The sequence below is a fragment of the Catellicoccus marimammalium M35/04/3 genome, assembly GCF_000313915.1.
GTDB lineage: Bacteria > Bacillota > Bacilli > Lactobacillales > Catellicoccaceae > Catellicoccus > Catellicoccus marimammalium.
The window spans coordinates 115,260-137,541 of record NZ_AMYT01000017.1 but is presented as its reverse complement, the minus strand read 5'-3'; the positions used below and the strand labels follow the sequence as shown (position 1 = coordinate 137,541).

Here is a 22,282-nt window from a genome sequence, read left to right as displayed (position 1 = left end):
AGGAGGAAAAAGAATGGGGAAAATTCAATGGTTTCCAGGACACATGGCCAAAGCGCGCCGTGAAGTAATTGAAAAACTAAAATTAGTCGATATTGTAATTGAAGTAGTGGATGCTCGATTACCAAAATCAAGTCAAAATCCAATGTTAGATAAAATTATTCAACAAAAACCACGTTTAGTTTTATTAAACAAAGCAGATTTGGCAGATCCAGAAGAAACAAAAAAATGGCAAGCACATTTTGAAGCACAAGGAATGGCTTGTCTAGCAATTAATGCCCAAGAAGGAAAAGGAATTAAACAAATTACACCGACTTGTGAAAAAGTACTAGCAGATAAAATCCAACGTCGCCGTGAAAAAGGAATGAAAGATAAAGCGATTCGAGCAATGATTATTGGAATTCCTAATGTTGGAAAATCAACAGTATTAAATCGTTTGATTCGTAAAAATGTGGCTAAAACAGGAAATAAACCAGGAGTAACAAAAGCACAACAATGGTTGAAAATTGATAAAAAGTTAGAATTGTTGGACACACCAGGAATTTTATGGCCAAAATTTGAAGAGGAAGAAACAGGATATAAATTGGCACTAACTGGAGCAATTAAAGACGATTTACTTCATTTTGATGATATTGCTTTATTTGGGTTAGAATTTTTTGATCGTCATTATCATGAAGCGTTATGGAAACGCTATGCCTTTATTCCAGAAGAAGATCGTACCTTACCTTATCCAGAATTATTGATGTTGATGACGGAAAAACGAGGATTCCGTGACGATTATGAACGAATGAGTAAACAATTTATTCAAGATGTGCGTACCAATAAATTAGGACGTTACACGTTAGATTGGGTTGAGGAAAATGAAAACGATTAAAGAAGTAAAAGAATATTTAGCTCAATGTACTTCTTTAGACGATCCAGAGCTTATCCTTTTCAAAGAAGATCAAAGAAAAGGAGTACAACAAGAATTACAGCGTTTTTATAAACGTTGGCAAAAAAGAGAAGAACAGCATCAAAAATTTTTAGAGCGACAAAAATATGAGCGTTCGTTACGCACGCAAGGGTATACAAAAATTGCGGGAATTGATGAAGTAGGGCGTGGACCTTTAGCTGGACCTGTCGTTGCGGCTGCAGTCATTTTACCAGAAGACTGTACAATTGAAGAATTAAATGATTCAAAACAATTATCAGAAAAGAAAAGAGAAGAGCTGTTTTTAGCGATTCAAAAAGAAGCGATTGGAATTGGCGTTGGTATTTGTAGTCCAGAAGAAATTGATGAATATAATATTTACGAAGCAACAAAAATTGCTATGCAGCGAGCTATTGCTCAATTAAAAGAGCAGCCTGATTGTCTTCTATTAGACGCGATGGAATTGCCTTTAGAAATTCCTCAACAAAGTCTGATTAAAGGAGATGCAAAAAGCATTTCCATTGCCGCAGCAAGTATTGTTGCCAAATGTATTCGTGATGGACAGATGAAAGAATATGCCAAAGAATATCCTTATTATGATTTTGAACATAATATGGGCTATGGTACGAAAAATCATTTAAAAGGATTAGAAAATCATGGGATTTGTGATTTACATCGCAAATCTTTTGAACCTATTAAATCAATGGTAGAGAAAGGATAGGAAGATTAATTCCTATCCTTTTTTGTATCAATTTAATGAGGTGAATCATTATGCAAGATATGGAAGAAGAAAAAGCAATTCTTTTAGGATTAAGAGAACAAAAAGGATGGGGCAATCGTCGTTGCCACCGATTATTAGATCATTGGGAAGAGGCTGAAACGAAATCTTCTTTTTTAGAATGGGTGATAGAAGAAGGAGAAAAAGAAAATATCGAAAGAGAAGGAATTGAAAAGGTAATAAAAAATCTCGCTTTTTGGCAACGTATTATAATAGAAGAAAAACCAATTTATTATCGAGAAGAGGAATATCCTTCCTTATTAAAAGAGATTTATAATCCACCTTTATTTTTATTTTGGCAAGGAAAGATAGAACTATTACAAAAACCAAGTCTAGCATTTATTGGTAGTCGCAAGATGCAAAAAGAAGCACAACAACAAGTCACACAATTTGTCCAAGGATTGAAAGAAGAGTATGTTATTGTAAGTGGGTTAGCTAGAGGAGTGGATGCTGAAAGTCAATTTCAAGCTCTTAAACATAAGGGTTCAACCATTGCCGTTTTAGGAAATGGATTGGATTATTATTATCCAAAAGAAAATCAAGCACTACAACAAATTATCGCCAAAAAAGGATTACTTCTTAGTGAATATCGAAAAGGAACAGCACCAAAAAAATATCATTTTCCTGCACGAAATCGAATCATTGCTGGACTTTGTCAAGGTATTATTGTCATCCAAGCCGGCGAAAAGAGTGGTACTTTTATTACGGCAAAAATTGGATTAGAAGAGGGAAGAGAAGTTTTTGTTCTACCAGGAAGCACTATAGAACATGCTTATGATGGTAGTTATTCTTTATTGCGAGAAGGAGCAGAATTAGTTTGGCAACCAGACCAAATTTACGAAAGCTTAACGTTTTGGCGTTAGAAAAAGATTGACAAAAGCTAAATGTAAATGTTAAAAGTAATAATGATTATATTAAGGGAGGACTTAGTTTGGCGTATAAATATTTAGTGATCGTAGAATCTCCAGCAAAAGCAAAGACTATTGAAAAGTATTTAGGGAAAAATTATAAAGTAATCGCAAGTAAAGGACATGTTCGTGACTTGCCAAAAAGTAAAATGGGAATTGAAATCGAAAATGATGAACATTTCATTCCACAATATATTACGATTCGTGGACAAGGAGAAACCATTAAAGAAATTCGTAAATTAGCAAAAAAAGCAGAAAAAGTATATTTGGCTTCCGACCCGGACCGTGAGGGAGAAGCGATTGCTTGGCATTTAGCTCATTTATTAAACCTAGATGTCCAAGATAAAAATCGTGTAGTATTCAACGAAATTACCAAAGATGCGGTAAAAGAAGCATTTAAAAATCCACGTAGTATCGATAAACGTTTATTTGATGCGCAACAAGCACGTCGTGTATTGGACCGTTTGGTAGGATATTCTATTAGTCCAATGTTATGGCAAAAAGTTAAAAAAGGGTTAAGTGCCGGACGAGTTCAATCCGTTGCCTTAAAACTAATTATCGATCGTGAAGAAGAAATTAAACAATTCCAACCTGAAGAATATTGGGAAATCACTGGACAATTTATGAAAAAACGTAAAAAATTCGAAGGTCATTTCCATGGTGTAAATCATAAAAAAGTCAAATTACGTAGTAAAGAAGAATGTGACGCAATTTTAGAGCGATTAAAAGGAAAAGAGTTTGTGGTAACTAAAGTAGAGAAAAAACAACGCCAACGTAAAGCGCCAAAACCATTTACTACGAGTACATTACAACAAGAAGCCGCAAATAAATTAAACTTCCGTACAAGAAAAACAATGATGGTGGCCCAACAACTTTATGAAGGAATCTCTTTAGGTCGTAAAGGAACTGTAGGGTTAATTACTTATATGCGTACTGACTCAACGCGTATTTCTAATGTGGCAAAAGATGAAGCAAGTCAATTCATCCAAGAAAACTTTGGAGAAAACTATGCTAGTCATAAACCATCTCAAGTGAAAAATAGTAAAGGGGCACAAGATGCCCACGAAGCAATTCGTCCTTCAAGTGTGGAACGTACTCCAGAAAGCTTAGAAGCTTATTTAGATAAAGATCAATTGAAATTATATCGTTTGATTTGGAACCGCTTTGTAGCTAGTCAAATGACACCGATGGTTTTAGATACAATGCGTGTAGAATTAGATCAAAATGATGTTCAATTTATCGCTAATGGATCAGAAGTCATCTTTGATGGCTATAGTCGTGTTTATCCATCTGATACAAAAAAAGAAAAACAATTGCCATTACTAGAAGAAGGAGAAAAAGTGCAATCTGTACAAATTGAAGCTACTCAGCACTTTACAAATCCACCAGCACGCTTTAGTGAACCAACGATGATTAAAACGTTAGAAGAAAACGGTGTTGGTCGTCCATCTACCTATGCACCAACCTTACAAACGATTCAATCTCGTTATTATGTGAAATTGGATAATAAACGTTTTGAACCAACAGAATTAGGGGAAATTGTTGATGATATTATGGAAACTTATTTCCCACAAATCGTTGATGTGAAATTTACCGCTGAAATGGAAAATCAACTGGATAAAGTAGCCGAAGGAGAAGAAGATTGGCAAGAAGTCATTCATGAATTCTATGTTCCATTTAAAAAAGAATTAACGACCGCAGAAAAAGAATTAGAAAAAGTCCAAATTAAAGATGAGCCTGCTGGCTTTGATTGTGAAGAATGTGGTAGTCCAATGGTAATCAAAATGGGACGCTTTGGTAAGTTTTATGCGTGTAGTAACTTCCCAGAATGTCATAATACAAAAGCCATTGTCAAAGAAATCGGTGTGACTTGTCCAGAATGTCATCAAGGTCATGTTATTGAAAGAAAAACAAAGAAAAATCGTGTTTTCTATGGTTGTGACCGCTATCCAGAGTGTGAGTTTTTATCTTGGGATAAACCGATTGCTCGTAGTTGTCCAAAATGTGGCCATTATTTAGTAGAGAAAAAAGTAAAAGGTGGTAAACAAGTTCAATGTAGCCACTGTGATTATAAAGAAGAAATTCAAAAGTAAGTGAAACGAGGGAAAAATAGAATGGAAAAACCAATCGTAACGGTTATTGGGGCAGGTTTAGCAGGAAGTGAAGCTGCCTTTCAAGCAGCAGAACAAGGAGTAGAAGTGCATTTATATGAAATGCGTAAAGAAAAGAAAACACCAGCGCATAAAACTGATCAATTTGCAGAATTAGTGTGCTCTAACTCTTTACGTGCCAACCAAATTACAAACGCTGTAGGATTATTAAAAGAAGAAATGCGTCAATTATCTTCTGTCATTATGTCAGCAGCAGATCATAATAGCGTTCCTGCAGGAGGAGCCTTAGCTGTTGACCGTGAAAACTTCTCAAAAGAGATTACAGAACGCGTTCGTAATCATCCGAACATCACTGTTCATGATGAAGAAGTTACAGAGATTCCAAAAGAAGGAATTGTTATCATCGCTTCTGGACCTTTAACAAGTGACGCGTTAGCTGAAGATATTAAATCCTTCAATGAAGATGAAGGATTATACTTCTATGATGCAGCAGCACCAATTATTGAAAAAGATTCGATTGATATGGACAAAGTATACTTGAAATCCCGTTATGATAAAGGAGAAGCAGCGTACTTAAACTGTCCAATGACAAAAGAAGAATTTACTACTTTCTATGAAGCATTAATTACTGCAGAAGTCGCTCCATTGAAAGAATTTGAAAAAGAAAAATTCTTTGAAGGTTGTATGCCGATTGAAGTAATGGCAAAACGTGGAGAAAAAACGATGTTATTTGGACCATTAAAACCAGTAGGATTAGAAGATCCAAAAACAGGGAAACGTCCTTATGCTGTTGTTCAATTACGTCAAGATAATGCAGCTGGTTCTTTATATAATATTGTTGGCTTCCAAACTCACTTAAAATGGGGCGAACAAAAACGCGTCTTCCAAATGATTCCAGGGTTAGAAAATGCACAAATCGTTCGTTATGGAGTGATGCATCGTAATACCTTCATGAATTCACCAAAATTATTAGAACCAACGTATCAAACGAAAAAACGCCCTTCTCTTTTCTTTGCTGGTCAAATGACAGGGGTAGAAGGATATGTGGAAAGTGCAGCGAGTGGTTTAGTTGCTGGATTGAATGCTGCTCGTTTAGCAAAAGGCGAAGAACCAGTGATCTTCCCAGAAACAACACAAATGGGAAGTATGGCTCATTATATTACGCATACTGATGGCAAACATTTCCAACCAATGAATGCAAACTTTGGTATTATGCCAGCATTGCCAAATCGTATCAAAGATAAAAAAGAACGCTACGAAGCTTTAGCCGGTCGTGCACTAGCAGATTTAGAAGAATTTAAAGAAGCAAAAGGATTATAGGTGACAGACATGGGATTTTTAATCTTTTTATTGAACTTTACATTAAAAGCGGTCAATTTATATAGCATGTTATTAGTGGCCTATGCGTTACTATCTTGGTTCCCTAATGCTTATAATACAGTGATTGGTCGTTTTTTAGTACGTATTTGTGAGCCTTACTTAAACTTGTTCCGTCGTTTACCTTTACAATTTTTTGGCTTAGATTTTAGTGTAATTGTAGGAATTTTAGTGCTAGAACTAGGTTCAAATCTCATTGTTCGTATTGCAAATCATTTATTAATAGGAATGATGTATTAATGGTCGAAGAAAATATTGCGCAACATTTTCGTCCAGAAGAACGACCATTTTTAGAACAAGTGGATCGTTGGTTAACTCAAGTAGAAGAACAATACCAACCAAAGTTAACTGCATTTTTAAATCCAAGAGAACAATACTTAGTCGAAAATTTAGCGCATCAACGAGGGGTTTCTGTTCAAGCTTATAGTCAATTCCGCCATAGTGAACAAAAACGAGTGCTTCTTTATCCAGAATATTTTGTGCCAGAAGAAGAAGATTTTGAAACGCAATTAATCGAAATTCATTACGCACAAAAATTTGTCGAATTACATCATAGAGAAGTACTCGGTACATTGTTAGGACAAGGAATTAAGCGAGAACAAATTGGGGATATTCATCTGAATGATAAGCAAATTCAAGTCGAAGTGAGTCAAAATTTAACTTCTTATTTATGTATGAATGTCACTAAAATGAGTAACCAAAGTGTACGGTTAGAACCTATCGCAAAAGAAAAGCGAATTGATGCTGAAGAGAGAAGTAAAACAGAAAATGCAACGATTACCTCGTTTAGGCTTGATAATATCGTGGCAACTGTTTACAATATATCTAGACAACTTTCCAAAAAACTGATTCAAGCAGAAAAGGTAAAAGTAAATTTCATGACTGTAGATAAGGCCGACTTTTCTGTCGCTGAAGAAGATTTAATTTCTGTTCGTGGTTATGGCCGCTGTCAGATCAAAGAAATTGGGAAGGAACGGACAAAGAAAGGCCGATATCGCATAACGTATTCCGTTTTGCGCAAATAATAAATGGGGTGAATGAAGAATGGTATTAAGTCCATTAGATATTCGTAACAAAACATTTTCAACAAAAATGCGTGGCTTCTCACAAGAAGAAGTCGATGATTTTTTAGACCAAGTCATCAATGATTACGAAGGAATCTTAAATCAAAATCGTGATTTAGAAAAACATGTAAAACATTTAGAAGAAAAATTACGTTATTTCAATGAATTAAAAGAAGCATTGAACCAAAGTATTATCGTTGCACAAGAAACAGCAGATCAAGTAAAAGAAAGTGCACAAAAAGAAGCAGAAGCTATTATTGCAGATGCTCGTTTAGAAGCAAATCAAGTACTAGAAGATGCGACAACAAAAGCAACAGATATGGTACAAGATGCTAAAGAACGTTCTACTACTATGGTTAAAGATGCGACAGAACGTGCAAACTTCTTAATCAATGATGCAACAGCAAAAGCAAATTCACTAGCAAGTGAAACTGATGATTTGAAGAAGAAAACTCGTACTTTCCATCAACGTTTAACTTTATTATTAGAATCTCAATTAGAAATTGTGAAAAGTGATGAATGGGAAGACCTTTTAAAGCCATTCTCAGCGTATATTACAGAGGGACATCAAACTTTCCGCAATGCAGTAGACATGAACAAATTGGAAGAACCAAATGTTCAAAAGAAAGTGGAAAAACAAGAAGCTCCAGAATTACCAAGTCGTAATATTACAAAAGAAGAGAAAAAAGAAGCTGCACCAAAAACAGAAGAAAAAGTAGAAGCTCCAGTAGCTGAAACTCGCGCAGCTCGTACAGAAAAAACAGTGGATACACCAAAAAAAGAAGATCCACAACCTAGCTTAATGCAACAACAATCTGCAAATCACGATGAATTTTTAGGTCAAACTATGGCGTTAGATCGTTCACAATTAAATGAACAAATGACTCGTCAAACTCGTCGCTCACGTAATCAAAACTTGGATTTCCAAGAAACAACAGCGATTGAATTACCTAAATTACGTCGTCGTAGCGATTTATCAGAATAATAAATAATTATACATAAAAGAATAGAAAAGAAGATGTAGACGGCAGTTTATCTCTTTCCAGCGAGTTGAGGATGGTGGAAGCTCAATAAGTAAGATAAACCTGTAGATCACTACGGATTTGTAAGTTGGAATTCAGTACAGCTTACCGGCGACTAACCGTTATTAGATGAAGGGAAAAAGAGTATATACTCTTTTTCTAAATAAAGGTGGTACCACGAGCAATTCGTCCTTTGCGGATGAGTTGCTCTTTTTTTATTTTAAGGAGGAAGCAACGTGAAATTAAAGGAAACATTACATATTGGAAAAACTGCTTTTCCAATGCGTGCTGGTTTGCCAAATCGTGAACCAGAATGGCAAAAGGAATGGGAAGAAAATCAATTATACGCACAACGTTTGAAATTAAATGAAGGAAAACCTTCATTTGTTTTACATGATGGACCTCCTTATGCCAACGGAAATATCCATTTAGGACATTCATTAAACAAAATTAGTAAAGATATCATTTTACGCTATAAAGCAATGAGTGGTTATTATACTCCATTTATTCCAGGATGGGATACTCATGGATTACCAATTGAAACGGTATTAGCGAAAAAAGGTATTAAACGTAAAGAAATGCCAATGGCTGAATACTTAGATCGTTGTAAAGAATATGCGCTAAGCCAAGTGGATAAACAACGCGATGACTTTAAACGTTTAGGAATTTTAGCTGATTGGGAACATCCTTATTTAACTTTACAACCAGAATACGAAGCAGCACAAATTCGTGTCTTTGGAAAAATGGCAGAAAAAGGTTATATCTATAAAGGATTAAAACCAATTTATTGGTCACCATCTAGTGAAAGTTCTTTAGCCGAAGCTGAAATCGAATATAAAGATGTGAAATCTCCATCTATCTATGTAGCGTTCAAAGTAAAAGATGGGAAAGGTCGTTTATCTGAGGATACAGAATTTGTCATTTGGACAACTACTCCATGGACATTACCAGCTAACTTGGGAATTTCTGTAAATGCTAACTACACTTATGATGTCGTTGCTGTGAATGGACATCGTTATGTTGTCGCTCATGACTTATTAGAAAACGTGGCGAAAGCGATTGGTTGGGAAGATTATGAAATTGTAGACCAATTAAAAGGTTCAGAAATGGAATACATGACAGCTCAACATCCATTCTATGATCGTGAATCATTAGTAATGAATGGAGATCATGTTACTTTAGAATCTGGTACAGGATTAGTTCATACGGCACCAGGACATGGGGAAGATGACTATCAAGTAGGAATGAAATATCATTTAGACGTATTATCTCCAGTCGATGCTAAAGGGGTGTTTACTGATGAAGCTCCTGGCTTTGAAGGAATGTTCTATGATAAAGCTAATCCAGTAGTTACTGAATTATTAGAAGAAAAAGGTGCGTTATTGAAATTAGACTTCTTTACGCATAGTTACCCACATGACTGGCGTACGAAAAAACCAGTAATCTTCCGTGCTACTCCACAATGGTTTGCATCGATTGCTGATTTCCGCCAAGAAATCTTAGATCAAATCGAAAAAGTAAACTGGATCAATCCATGGGGTAAAACTCGTATTTACAATATGATTCGTGACCGTGGAGACTGGGTAATTTCTCGTCAACGTGCTTGGGGAGTTCCACTACCAATTTTCTATGCTGAAAATGGAGATGCCATTTTAACAAAAGAAACAACAGATCATGTCGCAGAATTATTTGAAAAACATGGTTCTAAGATTTGGGTTGAATGGGAAGCAAAAGACTTATTACCAGAAGGATTCACTCATCCAGGTTCACCAAATGGAATCTTTACAAAAGAAAAAGATATCATGGATGTTTGGTTCGATTCTGGTTCTAGTCATGAAGCAGTCTTAAAAGGACGTGAAGGCTTAACCTTCCCAGCAGACCTAGTATTAGAAGGAAGCGACCAATATCGTGGTTGGTTTAACTCAAGTATTACTACTTCAACTGCGATTAACGGTGTAGCACCATATAAAGCATGCTTATCTCAAGGATTTGTTTTAGATGGTGAAGGACGTAAGATGAGTAAATCTTTAGGAAATACAATCTTACCAGATAAAGTATGGAATCAATTTGGTGCAGATATTTTACGTCTTTGGGTTTCTAGTGTTGACTATGAAGCAGACGTACGTGTTTCTATGGATATCTTAAAACAAGTTTCTGAGACTTATCGTAAGATCCGTAATACAATGCGCTTCTTAATTGCTAATACCAGTGACTTTGTGCCACAAAAACAACGTGTCGCTTATGAAGATTTACGCTCTGTAGATAAATATATGATGAATCGTTTACAAGAAGAAATTGCAACGATGGAAGAAGCTTATGAAAACTATCGCTTCATGGATGTTTATAAAGCATTTGTAAACTTCTGTACTTCTGATTTATCTTCATTCTATTTAGACTTTGCAAAAGACGTAGTATATATTGAAACAGAAAATAACTATGATCGTCGTTGCATGCAAACAGTCTTCTATGAAATCTTAGTTGCATTAACAAAATTAATGAACCCAATTTTACCATTCACTTCTGAAGAAATTTGGGGTTACTTAAGTGAAGAAGAAGACTACTGCTACTTATCTGAAATGCCAGAAGTTCAACACTTTGCTGATAAAGAAGAATTAATGGACTTATGGCAAGCCTTCATGGACTTCCGTGATGAAGTATTGAAAGCATTAGAAGAAGCACGTAATGAAAAAATCATTGGTAAATCTTTCGAAGCAAAAGTAACGGTTTATCCAAGTGAACCAGTTCGTATGATGTTAGATGGATTAAACGCAAATGTTGCTCAATTATTAATCGTTTCTGATTTTGCAGTATCAAAAGATGCAGCACCAGAAAACGCGATGAAATTTGAAGATTGTGCCATCCTTGTTGAACATGCTTCAGGTCATACTTGTGATCGTTGCCGTGCAATTAAAGAAGATGTAGGAGAAAACGAAGCTTTACCAAACTTATGTGGACGTTGTGTTGCGATTGTAGAAGAAGAATTCCCAACACAAGCCAAAGAAGGTTTTGAAGAAAAATAATTCCAAACAAAAAACTCTCACTAATATAGTGGGAGTTTTTTTTATGGTTATTTTTCAATTTTAAAAATATAAGATTGATAAGGTTGTAGTGTGATTTTTTCTGGAATTACAGAAATATCGGCTACTTCATAATTAGATAAAAGAATATGACCTGTTTTCCCTTGGAATTTTTTCGGAATTTCGATAGTTGTTACTTTGCCATAAAATTGGTTAACAACAAATAAAACTTCTTTTTCTGATTCTAAATAACGCTCATAAGCAAATACACTTGGATGTTCTTTTAAATGAGCTTGGAAATGCCCTTGAGAAAGCAAAATTTCTGTTTTACGTAACTGGATTAGTTGTTGATAATAGTTAAAAATTTTACCTTCCTGTTGTTCTTTTTCTACATTGATTTCTTTTTGATTAGAAGGAGCTAACCAAGGAGTCTCTTTGCTAAATCCAGCATTATCTGTATCATCCCAAGACATAGGGATGCGAGAGTTATCACGTGCTTTTGTTGCAATAATTGAAAAAGCTTCTTCTTTAGGAATAGTTTTACATAATTCTTCATATGCGTTTATCGCTTCTACATCTACATAATCATCCATAGATTGATAAGACGGATCAATCATTCCAATTTCTTCTCCCATGTAGATATAAGGAGTTCCTCTTAATCCATGAATGGCTGTAGCCAGCATTGTAGCTGATTCAATATGATAATGTACTGGATCACCAAAACGATTTAAAGCTCGAGGCTGATCATGGTTATTCCAAAATAATGCTTGCCAACCATTTCCTTCATCCATTTTAGTTTGCCATTCAATAAATAAATCCTTCAATGCTAGAAAATCAAAAGGTGTTTTTGTCCATTTTTCTCCATCTTTATAATCTACTTTTAAATGGTGAAAAGAAAATACCATAGATAATTCATGACGATCAGGACGAGTATACTGAATCGAATTTGAAATTGTAGTAGAAGACATTTCTCCCACAGTGATTGAATCTTTTTCTTTACCAAAAGTGGCTTCATTTAGTTCTTGAATATACTCGTGAACAATAGGAGTATCTGTATATAAAGATTTTTCTTGTGTTGGATTGATAGAATCTACTAAAATTTCGTCTTTTCCAATGACATTTAAAACATCAAAACGGAATCCTTTTACTCCTTTATCTAACCAAAAATTCACAATATTTTGCATCTCATGACGAACATCAGGGTTATGCCAATCTAAATCAGCTTGTGATTTATCATATAGATGTAAATAATATAAATCTGTATTCCCAAAAGGTTCCCAAGCTGGTCCGCCAAACTTCGACTGCCAATTAGTTGGTAAAGATCCATCAGGTTTAGCTGGACGTAAATAGAAATAATCTTGATATTTTTTTTCACCTGCTAAAGCACGTTGGAACCATTCATGATCTGTAGAACAGTGATTAAATACCATATCTAACATAACTTCGACATTGATTTCTTTTAGTTTATGGACTAATTCTTCAAAATCTTCCATAGTTCCAAAGAGAGGATCAATTTCATAGTAATTAGCAATGTCATATCCATTATCTTTTTGAGGAGAAACATAAAAGGGATTAAACCAAATCATATCAATATTTAATGATTGAATATAAGGGATTTTTTGAATAATTCCTCGTAAATCGCCAATTCCATCTCCATTACTATCATAAAAAGATTTAGGGTAAATTTGATAAATAACTTTTTCTCCTAAATTCATCTGTTTTCCTCCTTAAAATTGAATTGGATTTCGTCTAGCAAAATCAGTGAATTTGAATTTTTCTGGTCGATGATAAGATTCTGTTAATTGAAAAAGGGTAGTATCTTGTAAAAAAGACATGCTTCTGGTTACTACTACTAGTGGTTGGTCTAGTTGTAATTCCTCTTTGATTTTTTCTGTTGCTGGCTCAACAGTAATTTCTTTATTAGCATAAGCAATTTTTAATTTTAATGTGTCCTCAATATATTGATATAAAGAATGTTCAGCAATTTCTTTTGTAATTCCTGTGACTGGTGGAAGGAGATAGTCGCAATCAATTACACTTGGAACTTGATCAATCGTACGAAGACGCTCTACATAAGTACCTGTAGTATTTTCATCTACTCCATGCTCTATAAAATATTGCGGGATAGAAGAAATGGGTTCGCAAGAAATAACTTTAGTAGAAGCATGTAACCCTAGTTGTTCATTTAATTCTTGGAAACTAACAATCCCCGAAATAGGTAAAGAAAAGCGGTCTGAATTAAGTACGATGGATCCTTTACCTTTAATTTTTTGAATGAGTCCTAATTGAGTTAAAAGGGATAATGCATTTCGAACGGTTTCTCGAGAAGTTCCATAAAGTTCAGTTAATTGATTTTCACTAGGAAGAAACTCACCTACTGAATACATTTTTGAGCGGATTTTTTGTGCTAAATCGCTTGCAATAAGTTCTTGTTTGTTTTTCATTATCTTCACCTTTTTCTATATCATCTTGTCTATACAAGAATATTAAATCATATAAACAAGTATAATTCAATTGAAATTAAAGCTAAAAAAATATTTGACAACTTGTATAGACAAGTATAGAATAAAAATCAAGAAAACGATTTCATGGGAGTGAGGAAAATGAAAAAACAATGTACACTATTTTCTCCAGTATTTGGACAGGTCATAGAATTAAAAGATACAAAAGATCCTGTTTTTTCTTCTGGAATGATGGGAAAAGGCTTAGGAGTAGAGCCATCTGAAGATAACATTTATTCTCCAGTTAATGGAACAATTACTATGATTGCAGAAACAAAACATGCAATTGGGATTACAACAGAAGAAGGAATAGAACTGTTAATTCATATTGGGATTGATACGGTGAAATTAAAAGGAGAAGGATTTAACTTGTCTTGTCAAGTTGGATCAGAAGTCAAAGTTGGAGATTTATTAGGAACTGTAGATTTTTCTTTCATAAAAGAAAAGGGATATGCTTCTACAATTATGCTTATCTTAACAAATAGCATTGGGAAAGAAATGGAAGTTGAAACTTTTGTTGGAGAGAAAAAAGCAAAAGAACCTATTTTTGTTGCCTCTTGGGAAGAAGAAGCAAATGAAAATGGAAAAGCGAAACCAAAGAAAAAAGATTATCAACTGTTAGCTCAAGAAATTATTGCTTCCGTTGGAGGAAAAGAAAATATTAACAATGTGGTTCATTGTTTTACTCGTTTACGCTTCTATTTGAAAGATGAATCTATTGCTCAAACAGAAAAATTACAATCTATGTCTGGAGTTATCGATGTCATTCAATCTGGTGGACAATATCAAGTGGTTATTGGACAAGAAGTGGATGTAGTTTTTGATAAAATCATTCAACAATTAGGAACTTTGAATCAAGAAGTTGTAGAAGAGCCAAAAGAAAAGAACCCATTGAAACGTGGCATGAATCAATTAATTGGAGTAATTACAGGATCAATGAGTCCAGTTGTTGGAATTATCGCTGCATCAGGGATTATTAAAGGAATTTTAGCATTATTAACACTACCTCAATTAGGTAGTATTATGAGTACAAATAGTGAAATTTATATTACGATTAGCGCGATGGCCGATGCAGCATTCTTCTTCTTACCAGTATTGGTCGGATTTTCAGCCGCAAAACGTTTGGGAGGAGATCCGATTGTTACTGCCACGATTGGTGCCTTTCTAACCTATCCACAAATAGTAGAGTGGGGAATGAAAGGGAAAGAAATGTTTGAAATTGGTGGCTTATCTTTTAACTTTATCAATTATACTTATTCTATTTTCCCAATGATTTTAGCTGCTTGGTTAGTAAAAGTTATTGGAAATAAATTAAAAGAATGGTTACCTTCTTACTTAAAATCTATTTTGACACCATTATTAACTTTACTACTTGTATGTACGATTACATTAGTTGTGACAGGTCCAGTAATTCAAGGAATTGCAAATCTGATTGCAGATGGAATTACTTGGTTAGTTAGTGCTTCTGGTTGGTTAGGCGGCTTAATTATTGGTGGATTCTATCAATTACTAGTTATATTTGGTTTGCACTGGGGCGTTGTTCCGTTGATTGCACAACAAATTGCAAGTACAGGAGAAACACCATTAAATGCGATTATTTCTATTACCATGGTAGCACAAGGGGCAGCTGTGTTAGCAGTAGCTATGAAATCTCGTAAAACAGAAATGAAAGAATTAGGTTTTGCTGGAGCGATTTCAGCATTTTGTGGAATTACAGAACCAGCCATTTACGGAGTAAACTTACGTTATAAAAAAGTCTTTATTTCTGGATTAATCGGTTCTGCTTGTGGTGGCTTAATTACAGGATTAATGCATGGAACGATGTATGGATTTACAGGATCTTTAATTGGATTCTCTTCTTTCTTCAATCCACAACATCCAACAGATTTACATAGTTTCTATGCTTTCTTAATTTCTAGTGCTGTAGCAATTGTTGTATCTTTTGTTATCACTTGGGTTTGGGGATACTCTGATGATATGACAATGGGACAAAAAGTAGAAAAGAAAAAACGTCCATAATTTTAAACAAAAAACTCTCACTAATATAGTGGGAGTTTTTTTTATGGTTATTTTTTTATAAATTATCTATGTGAATATACGTACAAAATGGTATAATAAAAGTAATAAATTATAAGGAGATAAGATAATGAAAAATATGACTAAAGTCAACGTAGGACTAGACGTAGGGATTTCTTCTGCTGGTTGGTCTGTCATTAATGCAGAAACGAATCAAATTCTTGAATCTGGTGTTCGTTTATTTTCTGGTTCAGATGCAGATGAAAATGTAAATCGACGTAATCAGCGTCAAGGTCGTCGTTTATTCCGTAGACGCAAATTAAGAATTCAAGAAGCAAAGAAATATTTAGAAAATGTTTTCCAATTAAAAGATATAGAACCTAAAGATGAATGGAACCCCTATGAAATTCGAGTGCGAGCATTAAATGAAAAAGTATCTAAAGAAGAATTAAGCATTGCACTTTTAAATATCGTTAAACATCGAGGGATCAGTTATGAATTAGAAGATGTTACAGATGAAGAAGGAACTAATACCCAATCTTTCCAATCAGGATTAGATTATAATCGTCGTTTATTAAAAACAAAAACGGTGGGTGAAATTCAATATGATCGTCTACAAAAATATGGACAAGTCAGAGGACAAATCCAAACAGAAGATGGATTACTCATCAATATTTTCCCAACTAAAAATTATGTAGAAGAAGTAGAACGAATTTTGGAGACACAAAAGAAATATCATCCAGAAATTGATGATGTGTTTATTGAAAAAATTATCTCTTTTGTGACTCGAAAACGTGAATATTTTGTAGGTCCAGGGAACGAAAAATCAAGAACAGATTATGGTATTTATCGTGAAAATGGAGAAACATTAGATAATCTTTTTGAAATTTTAATTGGAAAAGATAAATTTTATCCTGAAGAGTATCGTGCAGCAGGAAGTTCATATACAGCACAGATTTTTAATTTATTGAATGATTTAAACAATTTACGAATTCCAACGACAGAAGATCATCATTTAACGAAAGCACAAAAAGAAGAAATTATTACAGAATTAAAAAATACTTCTCGTCTATCGGGTGGAATGTTAAAACTGATTTCTAAAGTGACAAAAGCACCGAAAGAAGAGATTTCTGGATATCGAAAAGATGAAAAAGATAAACCAGATTTGCATTCTTTAGCTTATTATCGAAAACAGAAAAATATGCTAGAAAAAGAAGGAATTCAAATAGCAGATTTTTCTGAAGAATTGTTAGATGAATTAGCGACAATGATGACATTAAATACTGAACCTGGGGAAATTCGCAAGCAATTGAATAAGATTACAAATCAATATGATATTTTAACCCCAGAGGTCATTGAAGTTTTAGTGAAAAATCATACAGCCTTTGTTGCGACATCGAATCATAAATGGCATCGCTTTTCTTTGAAACTGATGAAAGAATTTATTCCAGAATTATTGGAGACTTCAAAAGAACAAAGTACAATTTTATGTGAGAGAGGATTTATTCAAAATCGAGCAAGTTATCTAGATGAGAACCATCATTTTAATTATGCAGAATTGCGAGAAAATCTTTATAATCCAGTAGTACGAAAATCAACTTGTGAGATGTTAAAAGTATTTACAGCGATTCAAGAAAAATACCCAAATATTCAAAATGTGATTGTAGAATTGCCACGTGAAACAAATGAAGATGAACAAAAACGAAAAATTAAAAAAATCAATGATAATAATGCGAAACGCAAAAAAGAAATTTTAAAAGAAGCGCAAGCACAAAGTGGATTATCAGAAGAAGCATTAGAAGAAAAATTATTGAAAACAAAAGGTCTTTATTTGAAGTTAATGCTTTGGTATGAGCAAGAAGGAAAATGTGTTTATTCGGGTCAAGAAATTCCATTATCTGATTTACTTCAAAATAAAGGAGGATATGAAGTAGATCATATCATTCCGATTAGTATTTCTTTTGATGATCGATTATGCAATAAAGTTTTAGTTCGTCAACAACTAAATTCACAAAAATCCAATCAAACTCCATTTGAATATATGACTACTCATACAGATGGTCACTTAAGCTTCCATGAATTGAAAGAATTAGTTGGAAAAAATAAACGTTTCTCTAAAGAAAAACGAGAACTATTATTAGCTGAAATTTATAGCAATGATATTGAAACAAGAAAACGATTCATCAATCGTAATTTAGTAGATACTTCTTATACTGCTCGTATTGTCCTAAATGCATTACAACAATATAAAAAAGAAAATCAATTGTCGATGAATGTTTCTGTTGTTCGTGGCGCGATGACTAATATTTTACGTAAGAAAGTGAAATTAGATAAAACTCGAGAAACTTTCCATCATCATGCGATTGATGCTTCTTTAATGGCAGTCATTCCAAATATCGAATTTTTCAAAGAAAGAAAAGAATGGTTACCAAAATCAGCGAATGAAGAAGTTGTTGAAGTAGAAGTATCAGAAGAAGAAACAATGCCTGAAAAAGAATTCAAGGTGAAAATGCGTCTTCCTGAAAGCTTTATTCAAGACGTACAAATTTTACAACGTAATTCTTTTGCAAAAGAAGAGGTTAGTGGCCCACAAACAAGAGAACGTAATTTAAAAATTAAGTTCTCGCATCAAGTAGATCAAAAGATGAATCGAAAAGTAGCGGATGATACGATTTATGGCACAAGACAAGCTCAGCTTGGAAAAGATAAAAAAGAAGAAACTTATGTTATTGGGAAGATTAAAGATATTTATAATTACGATGAGTATGTTCGCTTTAAAAAACGTTATGATAAAAATAAAGAATCTTTCTTAATGTATCATCATGACCCACAAACTTTTGAAAAATTAGAGGAAATTTTAGCGCAATATCCAGAGTATATTGAAGATGAAAAAGGAAAGAAGAAAAAGGTGAGTCCTTTTGCATTATATCGTGAAGAAAATGGCCCAGTAACAAAGTATGCGAAGAAAAATAATGGTCCAGTAATCAAACAATTGAAATATTATGATAGCAAATTAAATCGTAAAATTGATATTAGTCATAAATATTCAACAAAAAATCGTCAAGTAGTATTACAATCGTTGAAACCATATCGCACAGACGTATATCGTAACCAAGATACTGGTGAATATACATTGGTGGGAATTGATCAAAATGATGGTAAATTTGTGAATGGACATTATGGAATTCCAAAATCTCGTTATGAGGAAATTAAAGCTAATAATAAATTGTCTGAGCACGATGAATTTGTCTTCAGTCTTTATAAAAACTCGATGGTTAAAGTGATTGATGAAAATGGTGAGTCCATTGTTGTGCGTTACTTATCACGAAGTATGCCAAATAGAAAAAATAACGCTGAAATTAAACCGGTAGAAAAATATCAATTTGAAGATGGAGAAGTAGTTCCAGTATATGGAAAATGTCGTAAACAAATGCAAACAGTATTTGTAAAAAAAGGATGGACTTTATTAAAAGGAAATACAGATATTTTAGGAAATACCTATTTTGTAGAAAAAGAAAGTGAAAATCCGAAAAAAATGATTGACGACAAATAAATAATTATTTATAATAAGAGCGTGGAATGAATTCCACGCTTTTTACTAATATGAAAATCTAGAAAATCTACAAGAATAAGACTTTATGTCGGATTCACCTCACTCTTTGAGTGAGGTTTTTTTGTTTTTTCTTGCTCAATGTAAAATTCTTTTGTATATTGTTTGTGAAAAATATTTCAAATAATCAATAAAAGGAGATAAACATGAGCTGGAGAATTGTTCATATCAAAGAGGGAAATCGACTCTCATTAAAATTAACAAATATTGAAGTGGTTAAAAATGGAGAATCGATTTATATTCCCTTACAAGATATATCTATTATCATTTTAGAGGGACAGCGAACAACGATTACGACTCGCTTATTAGCAAAATTAAGTGAGTATAATATTGCATTAATTACATGTAATATAAAATATGAACCGATTGGAATATATTTACCCCTATACAAATATCATCGCATGGCAAAACGACATCAAATGCAAATCGCAGTACCAAAATTATTTCAAGAGATTATGTGGTCTGAAATTATTCAACAGAAGTTAGATAATCAATATCAACACTTACAATATTGGGATATTGCAGAAGAAGATGTACTTTCTACAATTGAAAAACATAAATCTGAAATTGCTTTAGGGGATCGAACGAATAAAGAAGCTATTGTAGCTAAACTATATTTTAATGCTTTATTTTATAAAAATTTTACGAGAGAAGATGAAAATGGAATTAACGCTGGGCTAAATTTTGGCTATACAATTTTACGTACAGCTTTAGCTCGATTAGTAATTGCCAATGGATTAATTCCTTGTTTAGGCATTCATCATTGTAATGAATATAACGAGTTTAATTTAGTAGATGATCTTATTGAACCTTTTCGTCCATTTGTAGATTATTATGTACAAAAAGAAATTGTTCGTGAAGATGTAAGGTATTTAAATTATGAACATCGTTTAGCGATTATTGATTTATTAAATCAACCGATGCGTTATAAAAGTAAAATTTGTACTTTACATGAAGTGATGCAAAAATATGTAGCTAGTTTTGTAAAATCACTCGAATTAAGAGATGAAAAACAACTAATAAAAATATCATTAGATGATTTTATTTCGCTGGAGGAATAGAAAGTGAGTTATGAACGAATGAGAATTTTATGTATGTTTGATTTACCTATGGAAACAAAAAGAGAACAAAAATATTATCGAGAATTTCGTAAATGTTTACTAGAGAATGGTTTTACAATGATGCAGTATTCAGTTTATCAACGACCAGTGCCCAATCGACAATCAATGAAAAAATACCAAGCCATTTTACAAAGAAAAATTCCACAACAAGGAGAAGTACGCCTGCTTTATGTGACTGAACGGCAATATAATGATATGCAATTTTTATTAGGAACGAGTAGTAGACAAGAAGAATTAGTTGGAAATAAAAAGCTTGTGGTGATTTAATTATGGAATTATATTTGAGATATCGAAATGAAGAATTATACATTGAAAAACAATGCATCCATTATTTTCTAGGTCCAGATCAAGAAGGGAAAAATAATTTCTATCAACTTTTTTTACGTCTAGCGGAAAATAAATCATTGAGTTTAGAAGAAGAAGCTTATTTTGGTGAAAGTTTTCCTATTTTTTGTGTTGATGAAAAAGAGATAAAGTCTAAACAAGCGCTATTTCTTTTTTTAGAGAGGAAGGAAGATTTTTTAACTCAATTAGAAAGTCAAAAGAAGGGAACACTATCCTTTCACTATATTAAAAATTATATAGAGAGCTTTGTGGTACAAAGATATATAGAAGAATGTCGCAATACATTATTAGAAATAGAAAATATATGGATGGATGATGAGTTAAGTAAAGATTTACAATTACAAATTCATTGGGATTTGAATCAAGAAATTATGAAACACGTGGACCTGTGTACACATCAAAATTATCCTCTTTATAGTTTAGATTCACAGTCATTAGTCTTACTTCTTCTACAAATGTTAGAGACCTATTTACGACAAAATAATGAGTATGTAGTTGTTATTTTAAAAAACCTAACTCAATTTTTATCCCAAGAAGCAATGAAAGAATGTATAGAAGGATTACAACATTTAGCTAAAAAATATCCGCAGTTAATCCTCTTTTATTTTCAAGAAAAAGAAAAAATATATCCTAATGATTTAGAAGAAATTTTATATATTGGAGTGGATCATATACAATTACCTTCTTTTGAGATAATGAAAGAAACGATTCTTTTCCATTATCCTTTGGAATATACGGAAGAAGATTCTGTTTTATATGCAGAGATAATTAATACGTTATTAGCAATTGCGATTGATGAAGAAACAGAAAATATGTTATTCTATAATACAGTAAAAGAATTATTATTATAGAAGTTTTACGATGAAAAGAAGAAATACTGGAATTTTAAATATTACAATTTAAGGTTCTTGTACTTTCTAGATTTTCATATTAGTAAAACCAAAAGAGTCGATGACTGACAAAGGTCACAGTTCTTGTACTTTCTAGATTTTCATATTAGTAAAACAATTACAGGTATTATCAAATCTAAAAATAGGTTCTTGTACTTTCTAGATTTTCATATTAGTAAAACATGACCATGATGTTATGAAAAAATCTCTATGTTCTTGTACTTTCTAGATTTTCATATTAGTAAAACAAATCTTTTTCAAGAAGATTCGGCATTTCAGTTCTTGTACTTTCTAGATTTTCATATTAGTAAAACAGCATTTACCGAACAGATTAGTTAAGTACTGTTCTTGTACTTTCTAGATTTTCATATTAGTAAAACGCAGAATGTTCTTTATTGAAGTAAAGACTCGTTCTTGTACTTTCTAGATTTTCATATTAGTAAAACTGTTGTTTTCGTTGTCAGTAACTTTCTGTTGTTCTTGTACTTTCTAGATTTTCATATTAGTAAAACGCAGAATGTTCTTTATTGAAGTAAAGACTCGTTCTTGTACTTTCTAGATTTTCATATTGGTAAAGAGTAGATAATTATTCAAAATTACATACTTGTTCTTATA

Annotated in this window: 16 protein-coding genes, 1 CRISPR repeat array and 1 other annotated feature; of the genes, 14 read left to right on the top strand and 2 right to left on the bottom strand. The window is 33.0% G+C overall.

Features of this window, described 5'->3' with window-relative positions; genetic code table 11:
* The first annotated feature begins 13 nt into the window (after positions 1–13).
* From ylqF to ileS, 9 genes are all read left to right on the top strand, one after another.
* Positions 14–871, top strand: coding sequence for a ribosome biogenesis GTPase YlqF (ylqF, locus tag C683_RS03405; protein ID WP_009490016.1), 858 nt, complete (start codon positions 14–16; stop codon positions 869–871).
* Complete coding sequence (locus C683_RS03400; RefSeq protein ID WP_009490014.1) at positions 858–1,628, top strand: ribonuclease HII; 771 nt, start codon at positions 858–860, stop codon at positions 1,626–1,628. Before ylqF ends, C683_RS03400 begins: the two co-directional genes overlap by 14 nt.
* 50 nt (positions 1,629–1,678) lie before the next feature.
* Positions 1,679–2,548: a DNA-processing protein DprA gene (gene dprA / locus C683_RS03395; protein ID WP_009490012.1), complete on the top strand. Its 870-nt coding sequence runs from the start codon at positions 1,679–1,681 to the stop codon at positions 2,546–2,548.
* A gap of 68 nt (positions 2,549–2,616) precedes the next feature.
* Complete coding sequence (gene topA / locus C683_RS03390) at positions 2,617–4,686, top strand: type I DNA topoisomerase (protein WP_009490010.1); 2,070 nt, start codon at positions 2,617–2,619, stop codon at positions 4,684–4,686.
* A gap of 21 nt (positions 4,687–4,707) precedes the next feature.
* Positions 4,708–6,024, top strand: a complete 1,317-nt coding sequence (trmFO, locus tag C683_RS03385; protein ID WP_009490008.1) for an FADH(2)-oxidizing methylenetetrahydrofolate--tRNA-(uracil(54)-C(5))-methyltransferase TrmFO — start codon at positions 4,708–4,710, stop codon at positions 6,022–6,024.
* Between the two features lie 9 nt (positions 6,025–6,033).
* Positions 6,034–6,321, top strand: coding sequence for a YggT family protein (locus tag C683_RS03380; RefSeq protein WP_009490006.1), 288 nt, complete (start codon positions 6,034–6,036; stop codon positions 6,319–6,321).
* Complete coding sequence (locus C683_RS03375; RefSeq protein WP_009490004.1) at positions 6,321–7,106, top strand: YlmH family RNA-binding protein; 786 nt, start codon at positions 6,321–6,323, stop codon at positions 7,104–7,106. The genes C683_RS03380 and C683_RS03375 overlap by 1 nt, the downstream gene beginning before the upstream one ends.
* 19 nt (positions 7,107–7,125) lie before the next feature.
* Positions 7,126–8,130: a DivIVA domain-containing protein gene (locus C683_RS06740; RefSeq protein ID WP_009490002.1), complete on the top strand. Its 1,005-nt coding sequence runs from the start codon at positions 7,126–7,128 to the stop codon at positions 8,128–8,130.
* Positions 8,131–8,151: 21 nt separating this feature from the next.
* Positions 8,152–8,364 (top strand) — a binding site (T-box leader).
* Positions 8,365–8,403: 39 nt separating this feature from the next.
* A complete protein-coding gene (gene ileS / locus C683_RS03365; RefSeq protein ID WP_009490000.1) occupies positions 8,404–11,187 on the top strand; it encodes an isoleucine--tRNA ligase in 2,784 nt (927 codons plus the stop codon).
* A gap of 47 nt (positions 11,188–11,234) precedes the next feature.
* On the opposite strand, the gene treC is transcribed toward ileS, so the two are convergent.
* The gene (gene treC, locus C683_RS03360; protein ID WP_009489998.1) at positions 11,235–12,899 is read right to left on the bottom strand and encodes an alpha,alpha-phosphotrehalase; all 1,665 of its coding nucleotides are present in this window, start codon (positions 12,897–12,899) and stop codon (positions 11,235–11,237) included.
* A 12-nt stretch (positions 12,900–12,911) separates the two neighbouring features.
* Positions 12,912–13,628, bottom strand: a complete 717-nt coding sequence (treR, locus tag C683_RS03355) for a trehalose operon repressor (RefSeq protein WP_009489996.1) — start codon at positions 13,626–13,628, stop codon at positions 12,912–12,914.
* 159 nt (positions 13,629–13,787) lie between these two features.
* Here treR and C683_RS03350 point away from each other — a divergent pair, with 159 nt between their 5' ends.
* The 5 genes from C683_RS03350 to csn2-St all read left to right on the top strand — a co-directional run bounded on the left by C683_RS03350 (position 13,788) and on the right by csn2-St (position 21,628).
* The gene (locus C683_RS03350) at positions 13,788–15,704 is read left to right on the top strand and encodes a PTS sugar transporter subunit IIABC (protein ID WP_040388642.1); all 1,917 of its coding nucleotides are present in this window, start codon (positions 13,788–13,790) and stop codon (positions 15,702–15,704) included.
* A gap of 127 nt (positions 15,705–15,831) precedes the next feature.
* The gene (gene cas9 / locus C683_RS03345) at positions 15,832–19,254 is read left to right on the top strand and encodes a type II CRISPR RNA-guided endonuclease Cas9 (protein WP_009489992.1); all 3,423 of its coding nucleotides are present in this window, start codon (positions 15,832–15,834) and stop codon (positions 19,252–19,254) included.
* A gap of 203 nt (positions 19,255–19,457) precedes the next feature.
* Positions 19,458–20,372 (top strand): type II CRISPR-associated endonuclease Cas1, encoded by a 915-nt coding sequence (cas1, locus tag C683_RS03340; RefSeq protein WP_009489990.1) that lies wholly within the window; start codon positions 19,458–19,460, stop codon positions 20,370–20,372.
* An 18-nt stretch (positions 20,373–20,390) separates the two neighbouring features.
* Positions 20,391–20,699, top strand: coding sequence for a CRISPR-associated endonuclease Cas2 (gene cas2 / locus C683_RS03335; RefSeq protein ID WP_040388659.1), 309 nt, complete (start codon positions 20,391–20,393; stop codon positions 20,697–20,699).
* Between the two features lie 2 nt (positions 20,700–20,701).
* Positions 20,702–21,628 carry a CRISPR-associated protein Csn2-St gene (gene csn2-St, locus C683_RS03330; RefSeq protein WP_009489987.1) on the top strand — a complete coding sequence of 309 codons (927 nt, stop codon included), beginning with the start codon at positions 20,702–20,704 and terminating at the stop codon, positions 21,626–21,628.
* A gap of 53 nt (positions 21,629–21,681) precedes the next feature.
* Positions 21,682–22,245: direct repeats of the CRISPR family, unit length 36 nt; unit sequence GTTCTTGTACTTTCTAGATTTTCATATTAGTAAAAC.
* Positions 22,246–22,282: the final 37 nt, after the last annotated feature.